Origin of the sequence: Microbacterium terrisoli, from assembly GCF_030866805.1 — a bacterium.
GTDB lineage: Bacteria > Actinomycetota > Actinomycetes > Actinomycetales > Microbacteriaceae > Microbacterium > Microbacterium terrisoli.
This window is the reverse complement of the sequence record NZ_CP133019.1, coordinates 1598940-1611027: the sequence shown is the minus strand read 5'-3', so window position 1 is coordinate 1611027 and position 12088 is coordinate 1598940. Positions and strand designations below refer to the sequence as shown.

Below are 12088 nucleotides of genomic sequence, written 5' to 3'. Positions count from 1 at the left end.
CGCCTCATCATCTCGTCCCCTCCCCGCCGGGCTGCGCTGGGTAGTCTCTCGACGCGGATATCGGTTGGCTCGGGCAGAGAGGCAGCAGGCGTGGCCCTCGCGGCGCTGGAAGCGGATGCCGCGCCCGCGGCGATTCCCCGGGTGCGGTATCGGCAGCTGGGCGGGGCTTCGGCCGGTCTGGGCACGCTCGCAGCCGTTCTGGCGGCAACAGGATCGTGGATCCCGTCGCTGTGGGGCGATGAGGCCACCAGTGTCATGTCCGCCACGCGCCCGCTGGTCTCGCTGCTGGGGATGCTGACCCGGGTCGACGCCGTGCACGGCCTGTACTACACCGTGCTGCACGGCTGGATCGAGGTGTTCGGCTCGTCGCCCTTCTCCGTGCGCCTTCCATCGGCGATCGGCGTCGGCATCTGCGCGGCCGCTGTCGTGTGGCCGTGCGGACGCGTCGTAGGCCTTCGCACCGCGGTGCTGGCCGGCGTGTTCGCCGCGGTGCTGCCCCGGCTCACCTACGCAGGCGAAGAAGCCCGCTCGTATGCCTTCGATGCAGCCCTCGCGGCGATCCTGTGTGCCATCGTCGTCGAGATCATGCTGCGCCGACCAACCGGGAAGGGCTGGTGGATCGCGTACGGCGCGGTCCTGGCGGTGGGCACGTATTCGTACCTGTACCTCGGACTGATGGCTCTGCCCGCCGGCGTCGCGATGTGGACCGACCCCGCGATGCGCGTCATGCGGCGACGGTGGCTGCGGGCCACACTTGCCGGGTTGGCCTGCGCGACACCGCTTTATGTGCTGGCCGTGCTGCAGCGCCATCAGATCGCCTATCTTGAGAAGGCGGATGCTGTGACCCCGGCATCCGTGTTCGTGCAGACGTGGTTCAGCGATGGCATGTTCGCCGCGGTCGCCTGGACGCTGATCGCCGTCGCGGGTCTCGCATTCGCGGCCGATGCGCTTCGGGCTGGCGGCCGTGGACGATTTCGCGATGCGAGCGTCGTGCACCTGGAGCCGCTGCTGCTGGCGTGGCTGATTCTCCCGATGGGCGTGCTGATCGCCGTCAACGTACTGATCGCCGATTTCACCTCACGCTACGGGACCTTCGCGGCGCCCGCTGCGGCGCTGCTGATGGCGCTGGGTGTGCGTCGCATCGCCCGGGCGACAAGATCGCACACGGGTGGCCTGCTCGCCGCCGTGGTGCTCACCGCTGTCGTGGTGATCGCCGCCGCACCTGTGTGGGCATCGCAGCGCACGCCGTACGCCAAGAACGGGTCCGACTGGAACGAGATCGCAGACGTCATCTCCGGTGATGCCCGGCCGGGTGACGGGATCGTGTTCGACGCCGCGGCACGTCCGTCCCGTCAGCCGCGCCTCGCGATGGACACGGAGCCGGCCGCGTTCCGCAGCACGCGCGACCTCCTGCTGAGAAAGCCGTACGTCCGCGCGGCGTACTGGTGGGACGAGACGTATTCGATTCCCCAGGCCGCCGCGCACGGCCGATTCATCGGCGTCGCGCGCATCTGGCTCGTCGAGTACACCGACTCCCGCACCCCCGACTCCTGGGGGTTGACCTCGTTGACCCGCCTCGGATATCACCCCCAGCGGCGCATCGACGAGCACCGCAGCCGCATCTGGCTGCTGACCCGTTCACGCCTGCCGTCTGCCGGATGACCTGACGCCGTTGCGCGCGGTGATCAGGCCGTGACGCGAGCAGGGGTATCCACCCGGAGCGGTCCCATCCGGGTCAGCACGGCGTCCAACGGCAGGGCGATGGCCAGCACCAGGACGATCGACGCCACGACATCCGTCGGATAGTGCACACCGAGGTAGACGCGTGACCAGGCCACGGCGAGCACGACCACACCGCCGACGGCGGCCGCGGCGGTTCGTGCGCGGGCGGTGGCCAGGGACAGCACGAATGCGCACACCAGCGCAGCGGCGAACGCGGTGTGGCCGCTGGGATAGCTGGATGTCAACGGAGCGGGAACGATCGTCCGGATCAGCGCACCGTGCTCCGGTCGGGGACGGCGCACGACGAACTTCATGCCCTGGGCGACCATCCAGGGCACCACCAGCAGCAGTCCGGCGCGAAGCGCGCCCCGCCAGGTGCCGGTCAGCAGCAGCGCCCACGCCAGCAGCAGTATGCCGAGGATCGGCGCACCGGCGGGCCCGAATACCGCGTCGATCATCTGGCACAGCGCGTCCAGCAGCGGGTTGTGGGCCGCGCCCACCGCGGCCACGACCCGCGTCTCGGCGGCCGACCACGCGGGTGCCGCGGTGATCGCCAGCCCCGCGACGAGCACCGCCAGTACGAGAGCCAAGCCGATGAAGCTCGACGTGAGGGCGGTGGGGCTCGCACGACGTGAAGGAGAGGTCACGTCAGGAGCATTGCGCACCGACCTTGTGATTCGCCCGAGCACAGTGCGTGAGCACGCTGATCCCCGCCGAAAACCCCCACGGACGGCCGCACGAGAACACGAAAAGCCGGCCCATTCCGGACCGGCTCTTGGTGTGTTGGTGACCCCAGCGGGATTCGAACCCGCGTTACCGCCGTGAGAGGGCGGCGTACTAGGCCGCTATACGATGGGGCCGTCAGGCAACCGTTCAAGTATGCCATGCCGTCCAGAACACGACCAAATCGCTCCGGATGTTCGGGGATGCAGGTGCGCGGACACCTGCACCCCCGAGACGATGTCAGAACACGCGAATAGCCACCGATGCGGGCGCGTCCAACAGCTTGTTGATCTCGTCGTCGAGCTTGACGAGGGTGATGGATGCCCCCGCCATGTCCAGCGACGTGCAGTACTCGCCGACGTAGCTGCGAGTGATCTTGATCCCCTGGTCAGCAAGGCGCTGATGCGCGATGCCGTAGAGCAGATACAGCTCGCTGATCGGAGTGCCGCCCAGCCCGTTGACCATCAGCGCCACCTCGTCTCCGCCCGCATACGGCAGGTCGGGCACGATCGCCTCGAGCATCGCATCGACGATCTGGTCGGCCGACATCAGCTTGTCGCGTCGGCGGCCCGGCTCTCCGTGGATGCCGACCCCGAACTCCATCTCGTCGTCGCCCAGTTCGAAAAGTGGGCTGCCCTTCGCGGGCGGCGTGCACGCGGTCAATGCCACGCCCATCGTGCGGGTGACGGAATTGACCTTCTCTCCCACCCGCACGAGCTGGTCGAGGTCGGCGCCGTCCTCCGCGGCAGCGCCGACGGCTTTCATCACGAAGAAGTTGCCGGCCACTCCGCGCCGCCCGATCGTGTACGTCGAGTCTTCGACGGCGACGTCGTCATCGATGAACAGCGTGCGTACCGATATGCCTTCGGCCTCGGCGAGTTCGGACGCCATCTCGAACGCCATCTTGTCGCCGGTGTAGTTGTTCACCAGCAGCAGCACTCCCTTGTCCGAGCGCAGCCGACGCGCAGTCTCGAGCACGTAGTCCATCGGCGGTGCCGAGAACACGTCGCCGGGGCACGCGGCATCCAGCATTCCGGGGCCCACCACCATCACGTGCGCAGGCTCGTGGCCCGAGCCGGAGCCCTGGATGATCGAGACCTTGTCGTTTCGGGGCGCGTCGGCACGCATGATCAGGTTGTATTCGGGCACGTAGCTCAGCGTGTCCGGATTCGCCAGCGCGATTCCGCGCAGCATGTCGGGGACGAACGTCTTCGGGTCATTGAGGAATTTCTTCATCGAACGCTTCTCTCTCAGTCATGCGGATTCGGGATCGATCACCAGGTGTCGGCGATGCGTTCGGTGAGCACGACGACGGCCACGGCGCCGGGATCGATGGACCCGATGCTGCGCTCGCCGGTGTACGACGCCCGGCCGCGGCGGGCCTGCATGGGCTTGGTGGCTTCGGCGCCGGCACGCGCGGCTTCGAGCGCGGCCGCCAATGCGACGGGGGCGTCGGCGCCTGCGGCGATCTGCTGCTCGAGGGCGTCAGCGAGCGGCACCAGCGCATCGAGCAGCGTCTTCTCCCCCACCTCCGCGCCGCCTCGAGCCTTGATCCCCTCGATCGCGGCGCGCAGCATCGCGACCACGTCGGCGCCGGCCAGCTCAGACTTGCCACGCACTGCCGTGGATGCCCTGATGAAGGCGGTGCCCCAGATGGGACCGGAGGTGCCGCCGATGCGGCTGCTCATCGTCAAGGCGATCTTCTGCAGGAATGTCGAGGGGTCGCTGCGGTCGTACCCGTCCCAGTCGGTCAGGACGATCTCGAACCCGCGCGCCAGCGAGTACCCGAAGTCGCCGTCGCCGACCACGGAATCCAGGTCGCTGAAGTACTTCTCGTTGTCGACGCACGTCTGCGCGATGGTGTGCACCGCCCGCTCGAGCCTCGTCATACTGTCATTGCCGTCCGACACGAGCTCTGCCCTTTCTTTCCTGACTATGCGCGAGGCTGTTCGCTCAGGCGCGCGAGATCTGCGATCGTGATCTCGCCGGTGATGCCGAGGCCGGAGGCATCGGCGATCACCGTCGTGACCGTGTCGGGCAGGTCGCCGAGGCTGTCGACGACAGCGGCGGCGCCATGGAAGTCCTCACTCGCGGTGTAGCCGCTGACCGTGACGATCGTTCGCAACCCTGCGGCGAGCGCGGCGCGCAGTCCGATGGCACTGTCTTCGACGGCGATCGCGGTGCCGGCATCGACGCCCAGTCGCTCGAGCGTCAGCAGGTAGATGTCGGGTGCGGGCTTCTTGTGCGCGACGACATCCCCCGCGCATACCGTGAACTGCGTCGCCAGTTCCGCCCCGACGGCATGCTCCAGAACGGCGCGCACGGAGGCTTCGGCAGACGTGGATGCCACGGCCAGATGCCAGCCCGCATCGTGCGCCTGCGCGGCGAGGCGCCGGACGCCCGGCCGGGCCGGCAGTGCGCCGGACTGCACGAGTTGTGTGTAGCGGTCTGTCTTGTACGCGTGCCAGCGGGCCACGAGCTCCTGCTGGGCCGCGGGATCGTCGGGCAGTCCGAGCGCCTCGAGGCGGTCGGGGGCGAACAGCGTCGTCATCCGCTCCTTGCCGCCGCCGATGCGCAGCAGCTCGCCGTACTCGTCATCGGACCATCGCACCGGCACTCCGAAGTGCGCGAAGGTCTCATTGAACGCGATTCGATGACCGTCACGCTCGGTATCGGCGAGCACGCCGTCGCAGTCGAAGATCAGGGCACGGGTCATGCCGTCTCCAATGCGGCGCGCGTGGCATCGGCACGCCCGGATGCTCCGAACTCGGCGATGTGCTCGGCGATCGCCGCCTGCACAGCGCTCCCCATGTCGCGGAACATCGCCAGCGGATCCCATTTGCCGCCATCTCGGGCGCGATCGAGGTGCTCCGCCGCCGCCTGCATGTACGAGAGCTTGACCCGCGTGGAGATGTTGATCTTCGAGACACCGGCGTCGATGAACGAGGTGAACTCCTCGGCGCTCAGCCCGGTGCCGCCGTGCAGCACGATCGGCAACGGCGTGCGTGCCGCCAGGTCGCGCGCGCGCTCGGGCAGGAGGTGGGGTTGGCTACGGTATTCGCCGTGCGCGGTGCCCAATTGCGGAGCGATCAGGTCGACTCCCGTGCGCCGGGCGATGTCGGCGAGTTCTTCGACGGTGTAGGAGTGCAGCGAGACATCCGAGCCGACGCCGTCTTCCACACCGATGATGTTCTCGATCTCGGACTCCACATCCACGCCTGCCGCGTGGGCTGCTGCGACCACCTCGGCCGTCTCGCGCTCGGCGTCGGCGAGCTCACGGTTCGATGCGTCGAAGAGCACCGACGACCACCCCTGCCGGATGATCTCGTCGATCACGCCACGATCGGGGCAGTGATCCAGATGCAGTGCGATCGGCACGCTCGCCTCTTTGACCGCGTTGCGGAACATCGCCGTCGTGAAGTCCGCTCCGATCAGACGCACGGTCTTCACGGAGATCTGGACGATCAGAGGCGCCGATTCGGCCTCGGCAGCCGCCACGACCGCGCGCATGCTCAGATCATCGAAGACGTTGACCGCGGGCACCGCATACCCCGCGTCGCGCGCTAACCGGGTCATCCCGGCGGTGGAGACCAGCATCGTCGCTCCCTCGAGCACCGGCGTCATCCACGGTGCCGGGCGAGATTGACTATACCTGTATAGACTGCCGGTGCCAAGGGTCGCCTCTCGCGTAGCATGGCCGAGGTCGACGGGAAGGAGGCGCTGTCGTGTCCGATCTGTTGGCACGTGATTCATCCATGCCGCTGTACCAGCAGCTGGAGAACATCCTCTACGCGCGCATCGAGCGCGGTGAATGGGCCCCCAATCAGCGCATCCCCTCCGAGAATGAATTGAATCGGATGTTCGGCCTGAGCCGGATGACCGTACGCGGTGTGCTCAACAAGCTGGCCGCCGACGGCCTGCTGATCCGCGTGCCGGGCAAAGGCACATACGTCGCTCCGTCGAAGATCAGCACCGTCTCCCCCGCCTACAAGGGCGTGCGCGAGCAGCTCGAGTCGATGGGATATGCGACAGCCACAAGCCTGATCAGCCTCGAGCTGACCTCGCCCTCACCCGCCGTCCGCGAGCATCTCGGGCTCGACGAGTCGGCCGAGGTGTTCGCGATCGTCCGTCTCCGCTCCGTCGGAGACGAGCCGATCAGCCTGCATCGCTCGTACGTGCCCGCAGCACTCGCGCCCGGGCTGGACGATCGCGATGTCGTCGACGAGCAGCTGTGCGTCATCCTGGAAGACGCCTACGGCCTGCCGATGCGCCGGGTCGACGAGCAGCTGGAGGCGATCGCCGCCGAGCCGAGAGACGCGCAGGTGCTCGGAGTGAAGCGCGGCGTACCGTTGCTGAAGCTGACCGACGTCATCAGCGATGCCGACGGCCGCCGATTCGAATACTCGACGATCGTCTTCCGCGGCGACAAGATGAGGCTGCAGTTCGACTACCGGCTCTGAGGCTCCTGAGTTGCCGTGCCGGGCACGGCGGAGTTGACTTGTTCCATGCGCGTCACCAAGCACGAACATGCCGCTCTGGTCATCGAGATCGACGGCGAGAAGCTCATCGTCGACCCGGGCGGATTCACCCGGCCGATCGAGGACCTGGAGCACGTGGTGGGGGTGGTGGTCACCCACGAGCACGCCGATCACTGGACGCCCGAGAGCCTCGCACGCATCGCGCAGGGCACCGGCGGCGCGCCGGTCTACGCACCCGCCGGGGCTGCGGCATCCATCCGCGAAGCGGGTCTGGAGGTCACCGTCGTCGCCCCGGGTGACACGGTCGAGCTCGCGCCGTTCACGCTGGAGTTCTTCGGCGGACGCCACGCGGTGATCCACGAGTCACTGCCGGTGGTCGACAACGTCGGCGTGCTCGTCAACGACCGCTTCTACTACCCCGGCGATTCGTACGCCGTGCCGGAGGGGCGCGATGTCGAGCTGCTTGCCGCGCCCGTGGGCGCACCGTGGCTGAAGATCGGCGAGGCGATGGACTTCGTGCTGGCCGTCGCGCCGCACGGGGCCTTCGGCACGCACGACATGACCCTTTCCAGCACAGGTCTGGCCATGCATCGTGACCGCCTGGAATGGGCGACGGCGCAGGGCGGTGGCCGGTTCTTCAGGCTCGACCCCGGTGACTCCACCGAGCTGTGATCTGACCCTCGCCCGCACAGGTTGCTCATAGACCCCGCTGGGTGAGCGCCTACGCCTGCCGCATACGCTCGCGGTCATGACGATCGCAACGCGCAGCGCCGACCGGGTCGCGGTCGAGAGGCCGGCCCCTGCCGCGGTGCGCGCCCCGCGACGCCGATTCAGCCTGTGGGCCGGGTGCTTGATCGCGCTCGGTCTGCTCAGCGCGGTCCTGACCGTCTGGGGCTCGTGGGCGGGCTCCCGCTCGGAGTACTACGCCTCGATCGCGGTGTCGATGAGCAAGAGCTGGCCGAACTTCTTCTTCGGCGCGCTCGATCCGGCCGGCACCGTCACCCTCGACAAGATCCCGGGGTCGTACTGGGTGCCCGCGCTTTTCGTGAAGGCGTTCGGGTTCTCGACGTTCGCGGTGGTCCTGCCCAACGCGCTGGCCGCCGTGGCTGCCACGGTCATCGTCGCGATCACTGCCCGGCGCCTCGCCGGAGCCTGCGCGGGATGGATCGCGGGCGCGATCGTGGCCACCACCCCGATCCTGGTGGCCGTGTCGCGTTCGAACCAGCCCGAATCGTTCTTCGTGCTCGGCCTGGCACTGACCTCGTGGGCGGCTCTGAACGCGCTGCGCCTGGAGCGCGGGCGATGGCTGATGCTGGCAGGCGTGTTCATCGCCGTGTCGTTCCAGGCGTACATGCTCGAGGCATGGGCACTCTGGCCGGCGCTGGCGGTCGCGTATCTGTGCACCCGGCAGCCGCTGCGCCGACGGATCGCGCATGTGATCGTGGCCGGCCTGGTCAGCGCCGCGCTGTCGGTGGTGTGGATCGTGATCGTCTGGCTCATCCCCGCCGGCAGTCGCCCCTACATCGGCAGCACTCTGCACGACGACCCCTGGGAGATGGTCTTCGGCTACAACGGGCTCGGTCGCTTCGGCGCTGCCACCTCCGACAGCTCTGCCTACAACTCGTTCACTCCCCCGTTCTCGGGCGGCGCGGGAGTGCTGCGCCTGTTCAATGAGCAGTTGGCCGGCCAGATCGGATGGCTGATCCCGGCGGCCGTGCTGGCGGTGGTGATCCTCGCGGTCCTGCGGGTGCGGGCGGCCGTATGGGTCTTTGTGGGCATGTGGCTCGCGACATTCCTGGCGATGTTCTCGACGGTGGCCGGAATGCACCAGTTCTACACCGCGGCGCTGGCCGTGCCGATGGGGATCGCGGTGGGCGTCGCCTTCGGCGAGGCGCTCAGACGCAGGATGCTGTGGCCGTGCATCGCACTGCTGACGGTCGCCGCGGCCACCGCTGTGGTCATCGCGGCTGTATACGGCGGGTACTCGCTGCCGGTGGCCGCGGCCCAGGTCGTCGCCGCCGCCGTCGCGGTCTTCGGGATGGCCTGGAGCGGGCGCCGGTCACGCCGGGTGTGGCGGGTCGTGGTCGGTGTCACGACGACGATCGGGATGCTGCTGACCCCGGCGGTGTGGTCGGCGGTGACCATCGCGCACCCGAGCAGCACGAATCCTGTCGCCGGCGGCGTCAGCGACCTGGGTGGCGGGTTCACCGGAGCCACCCGCGGGTTCGCAGCAGGTCGGCCGGGTACCGATGGTTTCGGCCAGGGCACGCCGCCGCAGGGGCCGGCGCCACAGGGCGCGGGGCGACGGGGCCTGCGGCACCGGGGCCCTGCCTCGACAGGCTTCGCCCCCAACGGCGGGCGCTTCGGCGGCGCGCTGCTGGCCGGCGGCAACGGCACCGCGGCGCTCACGTATGCGACCGCACACGCGACCGGCGGCCGCTACATCCTCGCGGTGTTCGGCGCGCAGGCGGCGGCACCGTTGATCACCTCCTCAGGCGGCGCCTCGATCCTGCCGATCGGCGGATTCAGTGGCAACGACCCCGTCCCCACGCTCGCAGCGTTCACCGCAATGGTGGGCGCCGGCGACGTGCGGTACGTACAGACCTCCGGTCGAGGCGGAGGGTTCGGCGGTGACACGGCCACGGCATCCACTCAGATCCTCACGTGGGTGCGCAGCAACTGCACGAGCGTGATGGATCCCGCCGTCACCGACCTCTACGACTGTGCGGGCGGCTGAGGTCGCGCCTCCAGGTCAGGCCTCGCGTACGCTCAGCAGCTGCCAGCCTTCGGGCACCAGCGCCTGCAGAGCATCCAGGTCGGCCGCCTCGATGTCGCGCACGCCGTCGCGTCGCGCGAGCTTCGCGTGCAGCGAGATCATGATCGACGCCTTCGCCATGGTGGCTGCGGCATCGGTCACCACCCAGCCCTCGGGCACCTGGGCGTCCACTTCGGCGCGGGCCTCATCGATGCTCGCCGCCTCCACCGTGATCTCTCGGGTCTCGACGGAACGAATGCGGCCACTGAGCATGGTTCCAGCTTAGTTGCGGCCGGCAGGCCTCCCCGCCCCCGCCGCACCTGCGTCGGCACCGGTGCGCACCCAGAGCGCAGCGCCCTCTCTCACGGCACGATGACGAGCTTGCCGCGGGTGTGGCCGCTCCGGCTGGCCCGGAACCCGTCGCCCACCCGCTCCAGCGGGAACGTCTGCGCCACGTCGACGTGCAGCCGGCCGTTTTCGACCAGACCGACCAGGCGAGCGGTCTCTGCTCCGTCGGGACGCACCCAGATGTAGCGCCCGCCGTGCTGTGCCACGGTGGAGTCGGCGACCGACGCGTGTCGGCCGCTCTCGCTCAGCACAGCGCGTGTCGTGTCGAGTTGGCCGCCGACGAAGTCGGCCACCGCGTCGACCGGGCCGCCGGCCTGAGCGCGCACGCGATCGGCAAGACCTTCGTCATAGGCGACCGGCTCGACGCCCAGCCCACGCAAGAAGTCATGATTGCCCGCAGATGCCGTCCCGATCACGCGGGCACCACGGGCGCGGGCGATCTGCACCGCCAGGCCGCCGACGCCGCCGGCGGCGCCGTACACGAGCACGGTGCGACCCTCGAGATCGCCCAGAGCGTCGATCGTGCGCAGCGCCGTGCCGCCCGCCAGCGGCAGAGCGCCGGCCTGCTCCCACGACAGCGACGGCGGCTTGCGCGTGACGGCACGCGCCGATACCGCGACGCGCTCGGCGAACGTCCCTGCGCCCAGGACGTCTTTGCGCGCGTAGCCGAGCACCTCGTCGCCGACGGCGAACTCCGGAGTGTCGGCGCCCAGGGCGGTGACCACACCTGCGACATCCCACCCCGGAACGACGGGGAACTGCGCATCGATGAGCGGGTCGAGCCCGCCCGCCATCGCCTTCCAGTCGACGGGATTCACCCCCGCCGCCCGCACCTCGATCAGCACGGAACCGGGGAAGACCTTCGGCTCGGCGACATCGCGGACCACGATGTCGTCGTCATCGCGGGTGTAGTGATCGTAGACGGCAGCGCGCATCAGGAGCTCCTCGAGGCAATGGGACATCTCCATCATCGCGCGCCGATGCAGATGACGACACAGGATGTCGGTGGCTCATGCTAGGCAGGAGCCCATGTCACAGACTCAGGAGTGGTTGGACGGCTATGTCCGCGCATGGCGGTCGAAGGATGCCGCGGACGTGCGCGCGATCTTCACCGACGACGCCGAATACCTGTTCCAGCCCGATGATCCGGAGCCCGCGCTCGGGATCGACGCGATCGTGGAGATGTGGGCGGAGCAAGAGCGATCGGAGCCGCGGTTCGCCTTCCACGTGCTCATCGAAGACGAACGGCTGGGAATCGTGAAAGGGACCGTCGACTATCCCGGTTTCGATTCGTATTCGAATCTCTGGGAGGTGTGGTTCGCCGCCGACGGTCGCGCGAAGCGCTTCGTGGAGTGGTACATGAAACGCAGCGCGCCTCCTGCCGCGTGACAGCCTGTCCACGCTCACCGCGGCGAGCGCACAGCATCGGCCGCGCTTCCCGCCACGAGGCACTCCTCGATGCCCGCCAGCGCCTGCGCGCGGTACTCCTCTTTGCTGAGGAAGTGCGCGTAGTGCGGCACCCGGGCGATTCGGAACCGGTCGCCGAGGCGCTCCTGCAGGATTCTGTGCACGTCACGACCGAACGCGACCAGCAGAGGATCTTCCGATCCGAGCGTGCCCAACTCCTCGAGCAGACGCGCCAGCTGTGCCTCGACGACGTCGGGGTTCGCTCGCAGGTATTCGAATGTGCGCCTTGCCCCGTACGACGGGATGCCCTTGAACGTGTCGGTGAGGTAGGCGCCCCAGAACGGTGTGCCGCGGTAGGCATGTCGCAGCTTGAAATGATTCGCCCGAGGCGACGGATCGTGGAAGCTGCTGAACGGTTCGGCCGTCGGTGCGCCCGACCCGTTGATACCGAGCATCACGACGTCAGGGTTCACAGTGGCCAGCAGCCCGGGGTTCTCGTCGGGGTCGAGCATCGAGAGGTCTCCGACGCGCGCCTTCACGCCCTCGCCCGGCGGCGCATCGGCCCACACCGCCCAGCTGCCGACCTCGCCCCACTCCCGCCTGATTGCGTCGAACCGTTCCCGCGTGATGCTCATGCATGGCCCTCCTGCTGCAA

13 protein-coding genes and 1 tRNA gene are annotated in these 12088 nt (G+C 68.6%); 5 read left to right on the top strand and 9 right to left on the bottom strand.

Annotated elements, in window-relative coordinates; all coding sequences use genetic code 11:
- Window positions 1-90: 90 nt before the first annotated feature.
- Window positions 91-1662, top strand: coding sequence for a glycosyltransferase family 39 protein (locus QU603_RS06930; RefSeq protein ID WP_308493752.1), 1572 nt, complete (start codon window positions 91-93; stop codon window positions 1660-1662).
- Window positions 1663-1685: 23 nt separating this feature from the next.
- Here the strand turns inward: QU603_RS06930 and QU603_RS06925 are convergent, their stop codons facing one another.
- The 6 genes from QU603_RS06925 to QU603_RS06900 form a co-directional block, all read right to left on the bottom strand.
- Window positions 1686-2369: a phosphatase PAP2 family protein gene (locus QU603_RS06925; RefSeq protein WP_308493751.1), complete on the bottom strand. Its 684-nt coding sequence runs from the start codon at window positions 2367-2369 to the stop codon at window positions 1686-1688.
- Window positions 2370-2506: 137 nt separating this feature from the next.
- Window positions 2507-2582 (bottom strand) — tRNA-Glu (locus QU603_RS06920).
- A 103-nt stretch (window positions 2583-2685) separates the two neighbouring features.
- Window positions 2686-3681, bottom strand: a complete 996-nt coding sequence (gene dhaK / locus QU603_RS06915; RefSeq protein WP_308493750.1) for a dihydroxyacetone kinase subunit DhaK — start codon at window positions 3679-3681, stop codon at window positions 2686-2688.
- Window positions 3682-3719: 38 nt separating this feature from the next.
- On the bottom strand, window positions 3720-4334 hold the full coding sequence (gene dhaL, locus QU603_RS06910; RefSeq protein WP_308493749.1) for a dihydroxyacetone kinase subunit DhaL: 615 nt from the start codon (window positions 4332-4334) through the stop codon (window positions 3720-3722).
- 44 nt (window positions 4335-4378) lie between these two features.
- Window positions 4379-5161 (bottom strand): HAD-IA family hydrolase, encoded by a 783-nt coding sequence (locus QU603_RS06905; protein WP_308493748.1) that lies wholly within the window; start codon window positions 5159-5161, stop codon window positions 4379-4381.
- Window positions 5158-6042 (bottom strand): class II fructose-bisphosphate aldolase, encoded by an 885-nt coding sequence (locus QU603_RS06900; protein WP_308493747.1) that lies wholly within the window; start codon window positions 6040-6042, stop codon window positions 5158-5160. Before QU603_RS06900 ends, QU603_RS06905 begins: the two co-directional genes overlap by 4 nt.
- Window positions 6043-6170: 128 nt before the next feature.
- On the opposite strand from QU603_RS06900, the gene QU603_RS06895 reads away from it, so the two are divergent.
- The 3 genes from QU603_RS06895 (at window position 6171) to QU603_RS06885 (ending at window position 9660) form a co-directional block, all read left to right on the top strand.
- A complete protein-coding gene (locus tag QU603_RS06895) occupies window positions 6171-6905 on the top strand; it encodes a GntR family transcriptional regulator (RefSeq protein ID WP_308493746.1) in 735 nt (244 codons plus the stop codon).
- Window positions 6906-6950: 45 nt separating this feature from the next.
- Window positions 6951-7595, top strand: a complete 645-nt coding sequence (locus QU603_RS06890) for an MBL fold metallo-hydrolase (protein WP_308493745.1) — start codon at window positions 6951-6953, stop codon at window positions 7593-7595.
- Between the two features lie 76 nt (window positions 7596-7671).
- Window positions 7672-9660: an ArnT family glycosyltransferase gene (locus tag QU603_RS06885; protein WP_308493744.1), complete on the top strand. Its 1989-nt coding sequence runs from the start codon at window positions 7672-7674 to the stop codon at window positions 9658-9660.
- Between the two features lie 15 nt (window positions 9661-9675).
- Here QU603_RS06885 and QU603_RS06880 read toward each other — a convergent pair whose 3' ends face one another.
- Window positions 9676-9951, bottom strand: a complete 276-nt coding sequence (locus QU603_RS06880; RefSeq protein WP_308493743.1) for a hypothetical protein — start codon at window positions 9949-9951, stop codon at window positions 9676-9678.
- Window positions 9952-10040: 89 nt separating this feature from the next.
- Window positions 10041-10961: an NADP-dependent oxidoreductase gene (locus tag QU603_RS06875; RefSeq protein ID WP_308493742.1), complete on the bottom strand. Its 921-nt coding sequence runs from the start codon at window positions 10959-10961 to the stop codon at window positions 10041-10043.
- A gap of 94 nt (window positions 10962-11055) precedes the next feature.
- On the opposite strand from QU603_RS06875, the gene QU603_RS06870 reads away from it, so the two are divergent.
- On the top strand, window positions 11056-11415 hold the full coding sequence (locus tag QU603_RS06870; RefSeq protein ID WP_308493741.1) for a nuclear transport factor 2 family protein: 360 nt from the start codon (window positions 11056-11058) through the stop codon (window positions 11413-11415).
- A gap of 14 nt (window positions 11416-11429) precedes the next feature.
- Here the strand turns inward: QU603_RS06870 and QU603_RS06865 are convergent, their stop codons facing one another.
- Window positions 11430-12068 (bottom strand): hypothetical protein, encoded by a 639-nt coding sequence (locus QU603_RS06865; RefSeq protein WP_308493740.1) that lies wholly within the window; start codon window positions 12066-12068, stop codon window positions 11430-11432.
- Window positions 12069-12088: the final 20 nt, after the last annotated feature.